The sequence below is a fragment of the Kamptonema formosum PCC 6407 genome (genome assembly GCF_000332155.1).
GTDB classification, from domain to species: domain Bacteria; phylum Cyanobacteriota; class Cyanobacteriia; order Cyanobacteriales; family Microcoleaceae; genus Kamptonema; species Kamptonema formosum.
This window is the reverse complement of sequence record NZ_KB235903.1, coordinates 955,643-975,456: the sequence shown is the minus strand read 5'-3', so window position 1 is coordinate 975,456 and position 19,814 is coordinate 955,643. Positions and strand designations below refer to the sequence as shown.

Here is a 19,814-nt window from a genome sequence, read left to right as displayed (position 1 = left end):
AATTTTGAGTCTTGGGTTATTTATTAATAACTGCTAATTTAGGGAACTGCTAATTCATACACTCGTTCTCTCACTGATGGCCCTCGCACTGTCACCTTCAGGCGACGGCTAAGAGGCATATCTCCTTCTATTCTAAATTTACCCTCTGCATCAGTTGCGATCGCCTCCCCATTCACATATACTAAATCCATCGGTTGAACTTGACCAAATAACCGAAAAGTCCGCGAACTGATTCTTGACAAACTGCGGATTCTGAGTATACTTAAAGCCGGATTTTCTTTGGTAAAAGTTGGCTCACCTCCGAAGTTAATTACACTCCAATAACCAGCATTAACAGCAACTTCCTGTTGCATTCCCGCAAATCCTACTGCACCTTCAATTGTATCAACCCCTGTTTTACCATCAGGCCCAACATTAACACCAAAAGATGTGCCTCGAACCCCAGCAACTCCCCTGGGAGTCCGCACTCTGACAGGAGCATTTTTAGCAGAATTGGCAGCTTGTGCGACTTCGTATATTTGACCAATTCCTGTCAAGTTATTAAGACCCGCAACGCGAGTTTCACTAACTCCATTCAAGGCTCTAGAACTGGAAGATTTGCTAGCAGATGATGCTATTGATAATCTAACTCGCCCTTTACTGACAAAAATAGCTGTAACTGGATTAGCTGCGTCTGCTGATAGGGTTTCTATTTTGACAGCAGTGTTTTCTGCAACTTCAACAATTCCAGAATTATTGTCTATTACCAAAGTAACTATAGAGTCATTACCAGTGACAAGTTCATCGTCAGAAGCGGATAAGCGATCGCCTACTTTTGCCGCTCTACCGCCAATAGTAGCAGTACCGCGAAGTTCCTGTATAGAGAGCGATCGCTCTGAAGCACCCTGTCCAATTATAATATCAACAGGAGTAGAGTTAGGGAAATTTGAGACAATCGATCGAGGTATTGGGATCTGTGGGGCGAGAAATTTACTAGCATTTAGTAGCTGTTTGGGGGAGGAAGAAACAGGGCTAGCAATCGCTTCAGGCATAATCGACAAGGCAGCCAGAACAGCTAGAGATAAGGTCAGTATCTCGCTTCTAGATAAGCGCCAGTAAGTAAGAAGTTTATTCATGTCTAAATTTTGTCATGTTTAACTGTAAATACCCCCACTTTTCGCTTCCCAACGCCGCCAATCAGGAATTAGACCATATTTCTATTGTCCCACCCCGATCGCAGGATATGCTTCTTGCCTATCTTTGGGATAGAGCAAGCGGAGTCCGCACTGAGAGCGCTAAAATATAAAAATCAGTTAAAAATGGCAACTATAAAGATAAAAGTCATACGATCATCATTAAGGTGATATTAAAGGGTCATTAGCCATCGTTGAAGAACTTGAAGATATAAGCCAATCTGACATAATTAATAACATTATTATTTATGCTGTAATTCTACTGCTACACTTAATTAAACAGCAAGCCGAAAATCGTTCAACTCGCTCCTGGGAAGTATCTATTCCCAATTCTGTTTTAAAAATTCAGGGACTAAATAAGCGTCGTAAAGCAGGGGGCGTTTATTTGCCTCCTGAAGAATTGCGCCTATCTCTAGAAGAAGCATATCAGCAAGCTATTAACGAAGCTTCTCTAGAAGTGGAAGCAGGGCAGTACAAAGCTAAAGAGTTAGAACAACTGGTTAACCGAGAGCAAATTCTGGATTTAGCCTTAAATTTAATATTACGTTAGCCCCAAACAGATAAAAATAAAGTAGAGGCAAGGGAACTTCGCCTCATCAGCAACACTAGCAACAACCTATGACTCCTTCTGCGATTCAACGCCTAACCATTACCACTAATTTCCGCCGCAGTTGGCGATACTGCATCTTACCCTGCTTGTTAACCCTCGCAGTTGCACTTAGTTGCCTGCTAGCATTCACACCGGCAGCTTTTGCCGGCATCAACGACGATCGCTTCGACGGCAATATCTTCGCTCTCTACGGTGGTAATGGCTCTCTCGTACCTCCCAGAGTCACCCTTACAGATTCCTTTCAACGCAGCAAACCAGCCTTGCTGGTGTTCTATTTGGATGACAGCAGCGATTGCAAGCAATATACCACCGTAGTCTCCAACCTCCAGCAATACTATGGCCGCGCCGCTGACTTTATCCCCGTCAGCGTTGATTCCCTCCCTGCTAAACCTTTAGACTCGCTTACAGAACCGAGCCACTACTACGAAGGCGTTGTCCCTCAAACGGTGTTACTAGATCAGTCTGGCAAAGTTGCTTTCAACATCAAGGGAGCCGTCCCCTTCGAGCAAGTAGATGATGCTTTCCGAGAAGTCTTTAACTTGCTTCCCCGTAGTGAGTCTGTCGAGCTCAAACGGCGAAGGGTGAATGAGTTCAATACTGAGTTGTCGAATTGACACTCCCCGGTCTGTCAGGGGATTTCTTATAAAGTCAGGACTTAAAGCATACTTCGTAACGCCGTCGTCCCGGTGGTATCTTTACCACCAGGACGACGGCGTTACATAAGTCTTGTTTACAGTGAAATCGCCTTGGACTGTAAAAGGCTCTCTCCTACCTGTAAATACTTTCCTGGTCTTTCTGGATCTGGTATATACCAAGCCGGATTTCCCTTCGGATCTCGTCCTAATTTTGCACCGGGAACCGGTGGTTGAGGGGAGGCGCTACCATTTGCTCCTGACCCCTGTTTTTGACCATTTCCCGCTAACTCAAGAGCCTTACTACCGTTACCTGGTGAAGGCAAAAAGCCTTCGGCTTGCATTTCAACAATGCTTTGCTTGAACGTCGCGACTACAAATTCTAGCTCTGCGTCTGAATGCGCGATCGTCAAGAAACAAGGACGGTGATCCCAAATATGAATTCCCTTTTCCCGCAACCAGTAAAATAGCAATTCTCCTTCTACAAATTCTGGCGGGTAGATAACTTTAAAAAGAGAACCAAAATTTTTCGCTTGGAAGGGAACCTGCAATTGCTCAAACAAACCATTGAGATCCGCCGCTAATTTATTGGTTTTTTGATTGAGCGATTGTTGCAACTGGGGCCCGCATTGCTTCAAATACTCTAAAGCTGCTTTCGCCGCTGCTAATACCAGCGGATGGCGGACAAAAGTACCCGCAAAATAGGTGACACCAACTTCAGGAAATGAGCTGTCGCCATATTGCCAGAAACCACCATCGAGAGCATCCATAAATTTGCGATTGCCAGCAATTACCCCAATCGGTAAACCAGCACCAACTACTTTGCCATAGGTGGCGATATCCGCTTCCACGCCAAAATAAGCTTGAGAACCGCCGGGATGAATTCGGAAACCAGTAATCACTTCATCCATAATGAAAGCTGAACCCGATTTTTCGGTAATTCGTCGCAATTCATGCAGGAATTCTTTGGGTTGAAGATCGGGACGGCGACTCTGGACTGGTTCTACCATAATCGCGGCTAATTCATCGGCATGATTTCTTAAAATTTCCAGAGATTCAGGTTCGCCATAATCCACGATTAACACATTTTCAACTGCTTCTGGCATAATTCCTGGGGAGGCGGGAATTGACCGTAATTTTTTCGTTCCCCGCACGATTACTTCATCAAAAATGCCGTGATAAGCACCTGAAAAAATGGCGATTTTATTACGTCCAGTTACGGTTCTGGCTAGGCGCATCGCACCTAAAACTGCTTCCGATCCTGTGTTACAAAATGCCACGCGCTCTAGCTTAGTTAATTCGCAAATCAGTTCAGCAACTTCTCCAGCCAGAGGGGTTTGCGGCCCAATTTCATAACCTTGTTTGAGTTGTTCTTCAATTGCTTGGACAATAAAGGGTGCGGAATATCCAAAAAAGTTAGAGCCGAAACCGTTGGTTAAATCTAGATACTCATTACCGTCTAAATCCCAAAGTTTGGAACCCAAGGAACGATTGACTACAATCGGGTAAACAATCTCTTTATAAGTGGGATTAAAACCTGAGACTGTGCGCGGATCTGCGAGGTGGTGGCGGTGGGATTGAGCGTACTTTTTAGAGCTGGGAGTTTTAGCTGTATATCGCTTGACAAATGCCTCGAATTTTGCTTGTTGTTGGGAATTTAATTCTCTTCCCTGAGTGTTGATTCGCGCCGCAGCACCAAAGGGTTTTTTCTCTTCGGTTGGTGGGGGAGAATTTTGTGATGTGGGGGCGCTGCTAGTGCCATTACTACTGCCATTACCGATCGGAGCAGGTGATAAGATTGGAGGCGACTGTTGGATAGTTTGAGGAGTAGAAACAGGCAGTGCAGATGGTAGGGAAGATGAATGATTATTTCCCAACAAGTCTAGTTGCTTGGACATCAATTGCAACTGTTGAGCTACGACGGATTCTAGAGAACCGGGTTGAGTATTTGCTATGGGTACTTGGTAGTTGGTAATTGGTAATTGGTAATTGGTGACTGGCAATTGGTTTTGATTTTCTTGTCTGGTTATTTGATGTGGCGGCGGGGCTGATTCGCTGACAGTTTGTGATAAAATTGGTGCGGTTTCCTGTGGGGCGGGTAAGACTTCTGGCGGCAAATTTCCATCTAGGAATTCTGCTAAGCTGTCGAGGGTGGGGAAATCCTCTAATAACTGACGAAATGTAATTTTGATGTTGAATTTTTTCTGCAAAGCAGTTCCCACTTGCGTCAAAGCTAGAGAATCTATTCCCAATTCTACGAATAAGGTTGCAGCATCAGCAATATCAATTTCTAACCCCGAAGTTTCTTCGATGACTTCTTGTAATAAGGGGAAAATTCTCTCTTTGCGCGATTTAGTTTGATTCGCTAGGGATGTTTGCATGGTGGATGAAGAATGAGTAATGGGTAATGGTAATGGGGGCTGAGAATCTATCGCTTTTTGGGCGGAGGTGACAGCAACTTCGGCTGCTGATGGGATGCTAGCAATAGGTTCTACCCAGTAGCGTTTCCGTTCAAAAGGATAGGTGGGTAAAGGAATGAGACTGCGAGTTTCTTCAGCATAAAAACTCTCCCAGTCGATCGCCCTACCCGCCAGCCAAAGTTGTCCAACGGCAGTTAATAAAGCTGACCATTCACTATTATTAACTGCGGTATCGCTGAGGGAAGAAATTACGACTTGTTTTTTCAAGTCTTTGGCTTGTTTGCGAGCTAAGGTTGCCGCCGTTGTTCTAGGGCCAACTTCCAATAAAATTAGGGTAGAATCGTTTTGCCATAATTCCTGTACTCCTTCTGCAAAGCGTACTGTTTGCCGCAAATGTTTTGCCCAGTATAGACAATCTGTTGCTTGTTCTGCTGTAATCCAGCTAGCAGTAACAGTAGAAACAAAGGGAATTTGTGGTGGCTTAAGTTCTACTTGTCGGACATAATTAGCAAAGGTGTCGATGATGGGTTCCATCATCGGTGAATGGAAGGCGTGAGAGGTATGTAAATGTTTGCAGGTGATACCTTCGCTTGCTAATTGGCTTTCTAAGGCTGCGATCGCATCTGTTGCCCCCGATGCTACACATAAAGAGGGGCCATTAATCGCTGCAATTGCCACTTCCGCACTCAACCGCTGTTCTAAAGTGGCGGCCGGTAGGGCCACTGATAGCATGGAACCAGTGGGAAGACTCTGGATCAACCGCCCCCTTGTCGCCACTAACATTAAGGCATCTTGTAGCGAAAACACCCCAGCTAGACAGGCGGAAACAAATTCACCAATACTATGACCGATGGTCGCTTGAGGTTGAATCCCCCAACTCATCCACAGTTGAGCTAAAGCATATTCAACAACAAATAAAGCCGGTTGGGTAAAACAAGTTTGGCGTAACTGAGTCGTTGCGGCTTCAGCATCGCCACCGTCAGGGTAGAGTATATCCCGCAAATCTAAGTCCAGATGGGGTTTCAACAGTTCTGCACACTCGTCTACTGTGTCTCGGAATACAGCCTCAGTCTCATAGAGATTCAAGCCCATATTGATATACTGCGACCCTTGCCCCGGAAACATGAACGCAATCGGGCGCTGTTTGCCGTCTGTCTGGCGCGTGGCCGACTGTTGGGGAGGGAGACTATCTAGCACCTGTAAGGCATCTTCTCGGCTGCTACAGACCGCGAAGCGGCGATGATTAAAGGGTTTGCGACCGACTTTGAGGGTGTAAGCAACATCCGCGAGATTGAGTGCGGGGTCTTGCTGCAAGTATTCCCGTAAGTTAGCTGTGGCCGCATCTAAGGCCGATGGGGTTTTCGCTGAGAGTAAGAGTAATTGCCGAGGACGAGAGGGGCCAGAGGGTGTAACTGGGGGCGCTTCTTCCAAGACTGCATGGGCGTTTGTACCCCCTACGCCGAAGGAACTGACACCGGCCCGTCGAGGTGTGGGGCCGGCTTTCCATTCGGATAAAGTGGCATTGACGTAAAAGGGACTGTTGGCAAAATCAATTTTGGGATTGGGTTTGTCAAAGTGCAGCGTAGGCGGGATGAGTTTATGGTGAAGAGAAAGGGCGGTTTTAATCAAACCAGCAACGCCCGCACCTGCGATTATATGTCCGAAGTTGCTTTTAATGGTGCCGATCGCGCAGAATTGTTTTTTCTGAGTTTGAGCGCGAAAAACTTGAGTTAAGGCCTCAATTTCAATCGGATCTCCCAGGGGTGTAGCAGTTCCGTGTGCTTCGATGTAGCTAATAGTTTCGGGTTCTATGCCGGCAAAAGATTGGGCCATTGCGATCGCGCCTGCTTGACCGTCTACACTGGGGGCGGCGAAGCTCACTTTTCCCGCGCCGTCGTTATTGGTGGCCGCACCTTTAATCACAGCATAGATATAATTGCGGTCGGCGATCGCATCTTCTAAACGCTTGAGTACCACCACCCCTGCACCATTTCCGAATACCGTCCCCTGGGCGTTTGCTTCAAAGGAGCGAGTATAGCCATCATTAGAAAACATTCCCCCGTCTTGGTACAAATAGCCGCTATTTTGGGGAACGGTGACGGAGATACCACCTGCGATCGCCATATCGCATTGATAACTCAGTAAACTGTAGAAAGCATTACTAACTGTGACTAAGGAAGTCGAACAAGCAGTATAGATATTAAGACTCGGCCCCTTGAGATTTAACTTATAGGAAGTGCGGGTAGTCAAAAAATCTTTTTCATTGGCGACCATTGCTTGAAATGCACCGATCGCTTCGATTAAATCCGGTCTTTTAGAAACATTATTAGCGAAATAAGTGTTATTTCCCGTTCCGGCAAATACACCGATTAAACCTTTATAAGTGTCAGGATTACAACCCGCTTTTTCTAAAGCCTCCCATGCCATTTCTAGAAAAATTCGCTGCTGCGGGTCGATAATTTCCGCTTCGCGGGGATTTATCCCAAAGAAATCCGCATCAAATTTATCCGCATCTTTAATAATCCCTTTCGCTTTGATGTAGTTTGGGTCAGATTTTAGTTGGCTGTCAATACTGGGGTCAAGTTCAGCATCAGTTAAAAATGTCGTCGATTCAACACCATTGCATAAATTCGACCACAATTCATCGAGATTGGTTGCGCCTGGAAAACGCCCAACCATCCCGACAATTGCTACACCTTCATATTCTTGTGAATTAGTCATTAAGTTATTGATCTCCTTTAGTTTCTACAGCATGGATCGTTTCTACAAAATGTAGGTTGGGTGAAGCGCAGCGTAACCCAACTCTTTGTTAACGGTTAACGGTTAACTATAACCTACCTACTCAAAACTACTTTTTCTTTTTGCCTTCTGCCTTCTAAGATGGGTTTCGCTTTCGCTCCACCCATCCTACAAAATTAGGTGGAGTTACTTAACTATAATAGTCTAACAATCACTTCCTAGTAGGACGAAACCGAGCCATTGCTGACTTTTGTTTATCTCCTCGCTCTTGAAACTGTTCAGATGCAGAAACCTCATTTTTTCCCTGACTAGAGAGGTATTTTGCCAAGTCACTGATAGTAGGATACTGAAATACTTTTACCACTGGTAGATCGATATTAAGTTCTTGCCTGACTTTGGCAACTACTTGAAGGCTGAGCAATGAATTACCACCAAGCTCGAAGAAATTATCATCAATACCAACCTGCTCAAATTTTAACAGCTTGCACCAGATATTGGCAAGTATTGATTCCCAATGATTTTGCGGAGCCGCGTAACTCTGTTCTAAGTGCGGCCGCTGCATATCTGGCGCAGGAAGAGATCGGCGATCTATCTTGCCACTAGGAGTTTGTGGTAGGCGATCTAGGGTGATAAATATTGAAGGAATCATATAGTCTGGGAGTTTCTCAAGGAGAAACTTTCGCCAGTCACTAATGGCAATTTGTTGTTCAGTATTCAGGACAAGATAAGCTACTAAGCGTTTATTTCCGGGTTCATCTTCGCGGGCTGTTACCACCACTTGTTTAACTGCGGAATGAGTCGCTAGTGCCGTTTCTATTTCCCCTAATTCGATACGGAATCCCCGCACTTTAACTTGATTGTCAATCCGACCCAGATACTCAATATTTCCATCAGGAAGGTAGCGAGCTAAATCCCCTGTTTTATAAAGTCTTGAGTTGAAATCTTTGCTTTCCAACTCCTCTAAAAAGGGATTAGCAATAAATTTTTCATCTGTCAAGTCGGGGCGATGGAGATAACCCCTTGCTAAGTTCACCCCACCAATATATAATTCCCCTGGTACACCGACTGGTACTTTTTGCAAGTATCGATCTAGTACATACATTTGAGTATTACTAATCGGGCGACCAATAGAGGGAAGTGCGGGCCAATTAGTAGGCGAACCTGTTAAGGTAAAAGCAGTAACTACATGACTTTCTGAAGGGCCGTAATGATTGTGCAATGTGGCGTTTTTGATCTGAGAAAACAGGTAAGAAATTGCCGGACTAATTTGTAATTGTTCCCCCGCCGTGACTATTTCTCGCAGCGTAGTAGGAACTAATTCGTAGGTTTGGGCCGCTTCTGCAAGGTGCTGTAAGGCAATAAAAGGAAGAAAAAGCCTTTCAACTGATTGTGCCATCAGGAAGCTTAATAATTTACCCGCATCTCTCCGCAATTCTTCGGTAATGAAAACTAAGGTTCCACCAGCACATAAAGTTGAGAAAATCTCCTGAAATGAGACATCAAAACTCAGAGAAGCAAATTGTAGAGTTTTGGCTTGAACGCTGAGACCAGAGTTTTGAAGTTGCCACAAAATTAAGTTAACTAAACCTCGATGTTCTAAAGCTACACCTTTCGGTTTACCAGTCGATCCAGATGTATAAATTACATAGGTTAAGTTATGAGGATTAGCTCGATTAATGGGGTTAGTTTTGCTTTTTTGGCTGAGGGTTGACCAGTCTGTATCTAAGCAAATAGTTTTAGCTTGATGGGAGGGTAAATTGTCAACTAATTGGGACTGAGTAAGAATGACAGGGGCTTGGGTATCAGTTAACATAAATGTTAACCTTTCTGGAGGGTAAGCTGGATCTATGGGAACATAAGCACCGCCTGCTTTCAGAATACCTAAAATCGCGATCGCCATTTCTAAAGATCGTTCCAGACAAACGGCAACTAAGATATCGGGCCCGATGCCTAATTCCTGTAAGTAATCGGCGAGTTGATTAGCTCGTTCATTGAGTTGTTGATAGGTTAAATAAGAGTCAGGAGATTGGGAAGGGAAGGTAATAGCAATAGCATCAGGTGTACGTTCTACCTGTTGCTCAAACAATTGGTGAACGCAGTAGTTCGTATGCTCTGTTTGGGTTTGATTCCATTGACATAATTGCTCTTTTTCAGCTACAGTTAGTAACTGTAATTCCTTTAGGGGGCGATCGAGATTAGCGGCTATATTTTCTAGTAAAGTTTTCAGATGCCCTAGCATTCTAACTATTGTATCGCCATCAAAGCGTTGAGCATCCGCTTCAATTTTGAGTAAAAGTTCTTCGCCACCGTATCCGTAAAGATTGAGGGGAAAATTAGTTTGTTCTAGGAGTTGAAATTCGCGCTTAACCCAATCACCACCTTGACCTTGTAAGAGCGAGTTAATCGGTTCATCTTCAAAGGTGACAAGGCTTTCAAATAAAGAAGTTCCACTGGAAATATCGCTCCAAGCAATCGCTTCAATCAAAGGAGTATGTTCGTAGTCTTGCAATTTTTCCAATTGATTTTGGAGCGCTTCTAGCCAATTTTTTATGGTTTTTTCTGGTGAGACATTGACTCGTAAAGGTAGAGAATTGCTCAAGAAACCCACCATTGTTTCTGCACCTTTGAGGGTTCCTTGGCGACAAGTTCTAGTATGACCAAATAAGACTTCTTCTTCACTACTATAGCGACTGAGTAGCAGTGCCCACACTGCTAAAATAATCGTATTGAGAGCGATCTTATTGGCTGGGTATAAAGCTTTTAAGCTAGAAGTAATAGAGGGTGAAACTCGAATTGTTTCTATTATCCGATTGGCTTGAATACTATCTTGAACAGAGGGGCGATCGACTATTAGCGGAGTGGGTGTACTGAAGCCTTTAAAGGTTTGTTTCCAGTAGGTTTCGGCTGGCGATAGATCCTGCTTTTGTAACCATTCGATGTAGTCTTGATAAGGATAGGGTGCGGCTAGTTGTAATTCTTGTTTTTGAGACAAAGCCTCATAAAAAGTGAAAACTTCTTTTAAGACAGTGGCGATCGCGTGACTATCTAGTAAAATATGATGGAATGTCCAAATTAGCTGGTAGTCAGCCTCGCCTTGCTGGAACAAGGCTAGACGCATCAAGGGAGGTTCTGCTAGAGTAAAACCACGTTGACGATCGCTTTGCAGATAGGTAGGGAGAGATTGAGTGCGATCGCTCTCCGATAAGTTTCGCCAGTCTTGAAGTTCGATTACTATGTTTACTTGGGGATGTACTGTTTGCAACGGTTCCCCTGTTTCCGACCACCCAAAGCTAGTTCTTAAGGTAGTATGTCTCTCAATGACGAGATCCCAAGCTTGTTGGAAAACTGCAACGTTAAGATCGTGATGAAGATGACAGAGTACCTGTTCAATATCCACCCCGGATTGTTCCGCCTTGAGGTGGTGAAACAGCATCCCCTGTTGCATGGGTGATAGTTTATAGGAATAGCGATCGCTCATAAGAAGAAGGAAGAAGGAAGAAGCTTTAGTTATCTAGGAGAGAAGGAAGGAGGAAGAAGCTTTAGTTATCTAGGAGAGAAGGAAGGAGGAAGAAACTTTAGTTATCTAGGAGAGAAAACTGTACGCCCTCTGGGTGGTAATTTACCGCCCTCTGGAGAGGGCGGCGTTACTAATCTTTCCTGTTTACACCTTATCCAAACACTCATTCAAAGCCTTGGCTAAGGACTGAACGCGAGGTTCTAAGATCAGAGTTTTATGATGTCCCGGAACCTCTACGATATCTACTCCACCAGCAGCTAAATCTCCCCAGCCTAGAAAAGGCTCATAATATTCTTTTGTTGGTCGTTCAATTGCGCGTAATACAGTCACCTTCCCCGGATAAACTTTCGGCGCATAAGTGTATTGAGACTGAAAATTATTGGCCTCTATTAGCTTAAAATGCTCTGGGATTCCATCGCCATTTTTACCAGGGAACCACTGATAAAATTTCTTGACAATCTTCGCGCCTAATTTCTCAAACATCCACAGTATTCTATCAATGACGTACAAAAACTTATCCTTGAGTTTAAATCGTGAAAGATTTAAACGATGGATGTAAAACTGATAGGATAAAGATGGCACATCGGTTGATACAGTCGGACTAAAGGTATCAAGTAAAGCCAGCAAACCAACTTTTTCACCAGCCGCTACAAGTTGCTGAGCGATTTCAAATGCCACAATTCCTCCAAAGGAGTGACCGGTCAAACAATAGGGCCCTTTAGGCTGGACGCTACGAATTTCTTTGATATAATCTCTTGCCATTTCTTCAATAGTAGTGTGAGGTTGCGATTTCCCATCAAGACCTCGCGATTGTAATCCATAAACAGGCTGATCCTGACCGAGATAATGTGCTACAACCTGATAAGAAAGCACATTGCCACCAACTGCGTGAATGCAGAATAAAGGCCTTCTCGAACCCTTGGGTTGAATTGGGACTAAGCTTGACCAAGGAGCAGACCATTCTTTTTGCTGAAGAATATTAGCAATTCCCTCAATAGTTGGGGTTTGAAAAAGAGTAGCTAGAGGGAGAGTTTTATCAAACTTCTCCTGAATTTTAAAGAACAAACGCGCAGCATTCAGTGAGTGTCCGCCTAACTCGAAGAAATTATCCTTAACTCCAATCGGCTTAATTCCTAAAGTTTCTTCCCACATCTGGGTGAGTTCAATTTCTATCTCATTACTAGCAGCAACAAAGGTTTTTTGTAAATTAGAAGGTTCTACTTCCATCACTGTATCCGGGTTTATTTGTCGGAAGTACGGTAATGAGAATAGATGGCTGCTAGGATCGCGGATAATGTTTTCCAAAACTCTCTGAAAATTTTCTAGGAGTTCAGAAATGTCACTCTCATTAAATAAATCAGTTTTGTATTTTGTCATAATCTTGAACCTCGATCCATCATAGAGGTTCAACCAACCTAAATCAAAATCAGCGGCTTGATTATCGAGAAACAAAGAACTGATATCAATACCTGGTAACTCCAACAGGTTTGCGAAGGACTCTTCCAAACTAAACAAGGTTTTTGACAGAGGTATACGTGCTAAATTAGGCAATTCTGCGACAGTTTGAAACGGTACATCTTGATGGTCATAGGCTCCTAAAACTCCTTGGCGTACTCTTCCTAATAACTCCCGAAAACTGGGATTTCCTGATAAGTCAGTCCGCAACACCACAATGTTATTAAAATACCCAACTACCCCCTCAGTCTCCGCACCCTTGCGGCCTGCACTTGGCAAACACATCACAAGGTCTTCTTGGCCTGTATATCGGTTGAGCAATATCTGAAAGGCTGTCAACAGCGTCATAAATACAGACAAACCTTCTTGACGGCTAACAGTTTCGATCGCAGTCGAAAATTCCTTAGAAAACTCTACAACTTGATAGCTACCTTGGGAACTTGGAGTCAAGCTTGCAGACTGAGAAATGGGCAATTTCAGTACAGGAATATTGCCACTTAATTGCTGTTTCCAGTAGGCTAGTTGGCTTTCTAATACTTCACCTTGCAACCACTGTTTTTGCCAATAGGCAAAGTCAGCATACTGGATGGGTAACTTCGGCAAAGAAGAAGGCTGTCCCTGCAAAAATGCTTTGTAAAGCGCTCCCCATTCTTTCATCAATATTTCTAATGACCAACCATCGGCAATTATATGATGTATGACTACTACTAAAAGCCTTTCCTCGTGATTTAGTCTCACTAATTTTACTCGGAATAAAGGCCCCTCTTCCAATTTGAAAGGGCGTTGAACCTCTTGGTTCAAGATTTGTAGCGCTTCTGGTTCTCGCTCAATTTCTGGGAGTTCTTCTAAGCTGATAATCGATAAAAGAGAAGAGATAAATTCAGCAATAATCTGTACGGGTTGGTTATCAACTCGTTTAAAGGTAGTTCGCAAAGCTTCATGACGTTGCAGAATTTCCCCCCAACATTGCTCGAACACGCTTTCATCTAACTCTCCCCGCAGGCGTACCGCCAATAGGATGTTATACATTGGGTTATCGGGAGCAAACTGGTTGAGTAACCACAAACGTTCTTGAGCAAAAGAAAGGGGTAAATTCCCATCTCTGGGAGCAGGTTTAATGGTGACTGTGGGTGTAACAGCTATCTCCTCAGCTTGGCGCAAGAAAGAGAGAATTTCGGCTTTGCGAGTGCTTAATTCTTTTCGCAATTCAGCAGTAAGAGCGTCCTTGGGAGCATTACAGGTTAAGCGATCGCCTTTCAATTGAATTTCTACACCTAAACTTCGCAGATCTGTCAAAAATTCAGCGGTTTTCATAACTCAATTTCCTGATGGTTTTATCAATGTTGTTATATAGTAGAAGACCACAATTAACAGAGCAACTTCTATTTTTTGATAACTTATGTAACGCCGCCCTTTAGGTGGTAAATTACCGCCCAGAGGGCGGCGTTACGTAAGTTTAGCAGTTGCTATAACTCAAATTCTTCACGTTCTTCATCCGTGTCGAAATCAATCTTTGCTCCTTGCACGTAGCGTAAAGCTTCGACTTGTTCCGCCAGGGTTTCTACTGTCGGTGCTTGAAAGAAGCTCTTCAAAGACAGTTCTACACCCAGGCTTTCTTGCAAACGAGTTATCGCTCGAATTGCTAACAAGGAATGTCCACCTAAATCAAAGAAGTTGTTACGAATACCAACTCGTTCTATCCTCAAAATCTCAGCCCAAACTTGAGCCAATTCTTGTTCTATAGGTGTACGAGGAGCAACGTAGTTTAATTCTAGTTCTAGGTGATTTTGGATCGGATTTGGCAATGCCCGACGGTCGATTTTGCCATTAGGAGTTAACGGCATTTCGCCTAAGAAGACGAAAGTTGGGGGCACCATGTAGTCAGGTAGTTTTGCTTTCAAAAAGCTCCGCAATTGCGGGATTAACTTATTGGATAATTTCTTCAGAGAGGGATTGGTTGCATAGCGGTTTAGAGGTAAGGTGGTTCTTCTTGCTTCTGGGGGAGGAGCGATTTTCAGCGCTGGGGATTTTTCTGAGGTACGTCGTTGAAAAATTGCCTCAAAGTAGCCATTTTTACTGCTGATGTCTGACCATTGTAGATTTACCGTATAGGGTAAACTCTCTTCTAAAGCCCACAAACTTTCAGGATGAATACCAGCGGGGATATTCTCTAAGGCAGCAGTCAAGTCTCCCACTGTGGGTAAGTTATCCTGATTTCTGAGCAATTTTAGAGCTTGTACTTCTTTCTGAAGCCGACTGTTAGGAACTCTTTTGATGCAATACAAATCTGGCTGATTTTCCTCCAGAATTTTCTGTACTGATTCCAGAGTTAATTGTTCGTCCTGCCAATCATGCCAGGTTGGTTCTACTACTGTTTGGGATTCGGGCTCGATGTAGAGGAAGACATCGTAGTGAACTTGAGTTGTTTCATTGAGAATGTGACCCCGGCGCAGTTGAAATTCAACTCGACCGATCGCGGGAATTTTCTCTTCTAGGGCGTAAAAGAATCCCGGATCGATCATCAGTTCTTCTTCATTGGCAATGCGATTTTCGAGGGCTTTTTTGAATTCTTCGAGAGGCATTGAGGCAGGCGATCGCTTTAAAAGGTCGGCTACATGACAGGCTGCTAATAGCCCATAACCTTGCACGTCTCCCACATAAAGGCATCCCCCTGGTTTGACGGTTTTTACCGCATTTTCCAGCACTCGCCACAGATAGTTAATATCGGGTAAATGCGGAGTCACCCCATTGATAATTACGGTGTCAAACGAAGCGATTTCTCCCTCTTTTAATTGGTCTGCTTCTCGGCAATCTAGCTCGACTTGAGTTAAGTTCCATTCAGGACTATTGACTGTTTTTCCTAGTTCCTGAATTACTAATTCTGCGTAATCTGTTCCTAAGAAATAGCTACAGTGAGGTGCAACTCTCAATAATATCTGACCGCAGCCGCAGCCAATTTCCATCGCCCGATCTGGTTTTAAGCTAAGAATCCGATCGATGGTGGGATTTAACCATTGTTTGACTTGTTCTTCTAAAGCATCCATTTCATCAGCTTTAGTCAGCTTTGCTAAGTCATCTAACTGCCAATCCGAGTCGGCGTTTTCGATCAGAACTTGCGAGAGTCCCAGAAACAAAAAGGCAACATCATCTAATTGAGAGTTGGGCGATTTCCAATCTTTTGATTTCTGGTTTGAGAGATTTTCATACCCAGATTTGTAGAGGTCATCCCATTTTTGATGCCATTCTGCTACTTGTTCGCTACTAGCATCAACTCCGGTTTCGGGATCGGCGATCGCGCTGAGATCTCCCGGTACCACATAGGCGACTAAAGTCTTCTCGCCAGGGACATCTTCGCGGGCTACTACTGCATTTTCTTGGACGGCGGGATATTGAGCTAAAACTGATTCGATCTCGCCTAGTTCAATGCGGAAGCCGCGAACTTTTACTTGATTATCAATCCGGCCTAAATATTCGATATTGCCATCGGGTAAATAGCGGGCTAAATCTCCTGTTTTATAAAGACGATCGCCATTTTGATTGCTAAAGGGATTGGCAATAAACTTTTCGGCTGTTAATTCGGGCCGATTCAGGTATTCCCTCGCTAAACCTGCACCACCCAGGTGCAATTCTCCAGCTACGCCGATGGGAACTGGTTGTAAGTGAGAGTCGAGAATATAAGTTTGGGTATTGGCAATTGGCCGACCAATAGATGGCGGTTGTTTGGCTCCTTTTTCGACTAAGGTAAAGGTTGAATAGGTGGTGTCTTCCGAAGGGCCGTAGAGGTTAAATAGCTGTTCGATACTCCCGGTTTCGTACAACCGTTGCGCTAATGCTTGAGAAAGGGGTTCTCCTGCTAAGTTGACTGTTTTTACATTGGCAGGGATGCCGATTCTGACTAATTCTGCGATCGCAGAGGGGACTGTATTCACCAATGTAACTGCTTTGACTGCCGGTAAGCTAGGCAGGTGCAAGGCATTCTCTGCGACGATGACTTTGCCACCGCAGCTTAGAGGTACAAATATCTCAAATACTGAGAGGTCAAAGCAGATGGAAGTTGAGGCTAAAACTCCCGCCAGTTGTTGGGGTGAAAATACGCTTCTGGCCCAGTCAATAAAGGCAATGGGACTATGATGTTCGATCGCGACACCTTTAGGTCTGCCTGTGGAACCGGAGGTGTAGAGTAAGTAAACTAAGTTAGCGGGCGAACTCTGGTTTGTGGGGTTATTCTGGTTGTAGGATGCGATCGTTGGCCAGTCGCGATCGAGGCAAATGCGAATTGCCGCCGATGCCGGCAATTCTGCTAGCAATTTTTCCTCAGTTAAAAGTACGGAAATTTGTGCATCTTGGAACATAAATTCTAGCCGATCTTGAGGATAGGCTGGATCTAAGGGTACGTAAGCACCGCCTGCTTTTAAAATTCCCAACAATCCTATTAACATTTCTAGGGAACGATTGACGCAGATCCCCACTAGCACTTCTGGCCCCACTCCTAATGTTTGTAAATAGTGTGCTAGTTGATTAGCTTTGGCGTTTAATTCCCGATAAGTGAGTTGTTGGTCGTCAAAAATTGCAGCTACGGCTTCCGGGGTAAGTTCTACCTGCGCTTCAAATAATTGGTGAACGCATTGAACTTGAGGTAATTCTTTTTGCGTCTGATTCCAAATTGTCAAGATTTGGGCTTTTTCATCTGCCGGTAAAATCTGAAGTTCGGAGATTTTTTGCTGAGGATCGCTGGCAATTCCTGCCAATAAAGTCTCAAATTCTTGCAGGCGACGGCGGATCGTTTCAGCCGTAAATAAATCCGTATTATACTGACATTCTAAGATCAGTTTGTCGCCCAAATCTACAGCATTGATGAACATCTCAAAATTCTCAGAAATTCTGGGATTCGAGAAAAATTCTGCCTCTAAACCCTCAAACTGAAGGCTATTACCCTTCAGGGGTTGATCGATATTACAAATTACCGATACCAGGGGAATTCGACTGGGATCTCGCGGCAGATTTAATTGCTTGAGGACGCTACCAAAGGTCATTTGTTGGTGTTCGTAAGCGTCTAAAATTGCTGCTCTTCGCTGTCGTAGGTAATCGCTAAAGGGTCGCTCTGCGTCAATTTCAGTTCGCAGTGGTAGTAAATTTACGCAGTGACCTACCAGTTGGCTTTTATCGGCAAACAGTTGACCTGCTGTCGGCATTCCTACTACTAAGTCTGTTTGTCCCGATATCCGGTAGAGAAAGATTTCAAAAGCCGCAAACACGGTATTTACGAAACTACAGCCGAGCTTTGCGCCTGCACGTTTAAGCGGTGTCACCACAGAGGCATTAATTTCCCAATCTTCCCGTAAAGAGTTATAAGTTCGGAAAGGAGGCCGCGATCGATCTATAGGAAGATTGAGGACGGGAACTTGATTAGCAAATTTTTCTATCCAGTAGTTTTCAGCGGCGCGAACTTCTGAAGAATTTGCTTGTTGCTGCTGTAATAATGCGTATTCGCTGAAGCTTTCGGGTAGGGGTAAGTTAGGGGAAATACCTTGTTTTAATGCGGAGTAAATTGCACCTAAATCTGGGATAAATACCCCCCATGACCAACCATCACAAATAATGTGGTGAGCTGTAATGATTGCCAGGTGTTCTTCAGCTTGCAATTTGATAATTTGCACGCGCAATAGGGGGCCATGTTCGAGATTGAATGGTTGCTCGACAGCTTGTCGCCGCAGTTGTGCGAGTTGGATTTTACGCTCTTGTTCGCTTAATGCTGATAAGTCAATTAAGGGAATTTCCAGGTTGAGGGATTCTGTAATACAAAGGGTGGAGCCATCGGCACTTAAGGTAGTCCGCAGTGCTTCGTGTCTTTGCACAATTGCTTGAAAGGAAGAACGGAGTATTTCTAGATTGAGGGGGCCGCGCAACCGCAGGGATTGGGATTCATTAAAGGCACAATTTGCTTCATCTCCCATTTGTACAGATAGCCAAATTTCTTTTTGTGCTTCTGTTGCGGGTGCTGTCACTAAGATTTCACCGCTAGCAAACGGATCGAACTCAACGGCAGTTGCATTGAATTGTGAATGTAATAACTCGTTATTCATTTCTCAACTTTCAATAAATTAGCAACTTTCACAATCTAACATTTCTGTGTTTATTGTAGTGGAGATTTAAAAAGATCTCCACTAGCCGTTAGTTATCTTGTCCCACTCAACCTTTCACTAGCCGTCATTAAAGAGCCTAAAACTGTTAAATAAGCCTCGATCGCTCTCGATAGGATCGGATATTTTTTTCTGCGAACCGTCACGCATTCCTTGATGAAAAAATTCCAGTTGGATTGACAAAGCTGATCGAAGGCGACTGAAATTGTGACTGTGAGCGATCGCGCCGTATGGTACCAACCACAGGGAATAAACATGGTTTCACCGGCTGAGATGACGACAGTTGTTGGGGTTGCTTGAGCAAAAAGTGGGTAGTTTTTAATATCTGGATTGTGGTGATTCTCAATGTCAGATAACCAAGGAGAGTCTTTGCGAGGGTAAAGATAAGGCTGCTGCTCTGGTGGAAATAGTGTAAATTCCTTTTCACCATACACTTGACTAATAAAGGCATACAAACCTAAGTAATCGTAATGTAGGTAAGGAAATTCTCCGCCTGGCCCTCCAAAAAAAATTTCTAGATCGTATAAACTATTCAAGCACACGCTAGGGATTAAGGGATTTGGAGTGCGATCGGGGATAGTAATGCTAGGTCTAGGTGTTACATAAGGTACTAATTCAGCAAATTCTTTGCGTAAGTCCATCTTCAAAGGATAAGGAGCGGGGTTGTCTTTGGTTGAATTGACCAAGAGATCCATCAACTCCGCAACCTTGTAAGGTTTATCCGCAAGAACAATAATTCTTTCAGCAAATTTTTCTTTAAAAAATTCCGGTGTAAACTCTGTTGTTGCTCGCCAATCTTTTGAAAGATCCGTAATAATTACGGGTTTATTCGGATTGCGGTATTCGTCCACAAATTCTTGATGAGTTAGACCACTGCGGCGATCTACCTGCAACTTTTGTGTGGTTGTAGTCATAAGTTTTTATTCCTTGTAGTCTCGATCTAAATAATGTAGAGAGTTTCTCTAACTGAGGATTGGTTGAAAATAGCAAAGTACAACCTGTGTGTTTGGGGTGGCGACAGTCCACAAGATAGACGATAAATTAATGTTCCACATTGACAATAACACGATTAAAACAGTTGTGTAAAGATAGACTTAGGAAAAAAGTTCCTATACTTTAGTTGAGAGGG

General features: G+C 43.9%; 8 protein-coding genes. 2 read left to right on the top strand and 6 right to left on the bottom strand.

Features of this window, described 5'->3' with window-relative positions; all coding sequences use genetic code 11:
- Positions 1–38: 38 nt before the first annotated feature.
- Positions 39–1,115, bottom strand: a complete 1,077-nt coding sequence (locus OSCIL6407_RS0109230) for a FecR domain-containing protein (RefSeq protein WP_007353064.1) — start codon at positions 1,113–1,115, stop codon at positions 39–41.
- A gap of 229 nt (positions 1,116–1,344) precedes the next feature.
- Here OSCIL6407_RS0109230 and OSCIL6407_RS32455 point away from each other — a divergent pair, with 229 nt between their 5' ends.
- On the top strand, positions 1,345–1,722 hold the full coding sequence (locus OSCIL6407_RS32455; RefSeq protein WP_071592460.1) for a DUF29 family protein: 378 nt from the start codon (positions 1,345–1,347) through the stop codon (positions 1,720–1,722).
- Positions 1,723–1,790: 68 nt separating this feature from the next.
- Positions 1,791–2,396, top strand: a complete 606-nt coding sequence (locus OSCIL6407_RS0109220) for a thylakoid membrane photosystem I accumulation factor (RefSeq protein ID WP_007353062.1) — start codon at positions 1,791–1,793, stop codon at positions 2,394–2,396.
- A gap of 116 nt (positions 2,397–2,512) precedes the next feature.
- On the opposite strand, the gene OSCIL6407_RS0109215 is transcribed toward OSCIL6407_RS0109220, so the two are convergent.
- From OSCIL6407_RS0109215 to OSCIL6407_RS0109195, 5 genes are all read right to left on the bottom strand, one after another.
- On the bottom strand, positions 2,513–7,555 hold the full coding sequence (locus OSCIL6407_RS0109215) for a type I polyketide synthase (protein WP_007353061.1): 5,043 nt from the start codon (positions 7,553–7,555) through the stop codon (positions 2,513–2,515).
- 229 nt (positions 7,556–7,784) lie between these two features.
- Positions 7,785–11,051 (bottom strand): non-ribosomal peptide synthetase, encoded by a 3,267-nt coding sequence (locus OSCIL6407_RS30485; RefSeq protein ID WP_007353060.1) that lies wholly within the window; start codon positions 11,049–11,051, stop codon positions 7,785–7,787.
- 183 nt (positions 11,052–11,234) lie between these two features.
- On the bottom strand, positions 11,235–13,859 hold the full coding sequence (locus tag OSCIL6407_RS31805) for a condensation domain-containing protein (RefSeq protein ID WP_019487145.1): 2,625 nt from the start codon (positions 13,857–13,859) through the stop codon (positions 11,235–11,237).
- A gap of 152 nt (positions 13,860–14,011) precedes the next feature.
- Complete coding sequence (locus tag OSCIL6407_RS0109200; protein ID WP_007353057.1) at positions 14,012–18,628, bottom strand: non-ribosomal peptide synthetase; 4,617 nt, start codon at positions 18,626–18,628, stop codon at positions 14,012–14,014.
- Positions 18,629–18,720: 92 nt separating this feature from the next.
- Entirely contained in the window at positions 18,721–19,599 is an 879-nt protein-coding gene (locus OSCIL6407_RS0109195) for a cupin-like domain-containing protein (RefSeq protein WP_007353056.1), read from the bottom strand.
- Positions 19,600–19,814 lie beyond the last annotated feature (215 nt).

What these genes read in the sequence shown, in the direction of transcription:
- OSCIL6407_RS0109230 (WP_007353064.1), bottom strand. Translation starts at nt 1,115, where the DNA reads ATGAATAAACTTCTTACTTACTGGCGCTTATCTAGAAGCGAGATACTG.
- OSCIL6407_RS0109220 (WP_007353062.1), top strand. Translation starts at nt 1,791, where the DNA reads ATGACTCCTTCTGCGATTCAACGCCTAACCATTACCACTAATTTCCGC.
- OSCIL6407_RS0109215 (WP_007353061.1), bottom strand. Translation starts at nt 7,555, where the DNA reads ATGACTAATTCACAAGAATATGAAGGTGTAGCAATTGTCGGGATGGTT.
- OSCIL6407_RS30485 (WP_007353060.1), bottom strand. Translation starts at nt 11,051, where the DNA reads ATGAGCGATCGCTATTCCTATAAACTATCACCCATGCAACAGGGGATG.
- OSCIL6407_RS31805 (WP_019487145.1), bottom strand. Translation starts at nt 13,859, where the DNA reads ATGAAAACCGCTGAATTTTTGACAGATCTGCGAAGTTTAGGTGTAGAA.
- OSCIL6407_RS0109200 (WP_007353057.1), bottom strand. Translation starts at nt 18,628, where the DNA reads ATGAATAACGAGTTATTACATTCACAATTCAATGCAACTGCCGTTGAG.
- OSCIL6407_RS0109195 (WP_007353056.1), bottom strand. Translation starts at nt 19,599, where the DNA reads ATGACTACAACCACACAAAAGTTGCAGGTAGATCGCCGCAGTGGTCTA.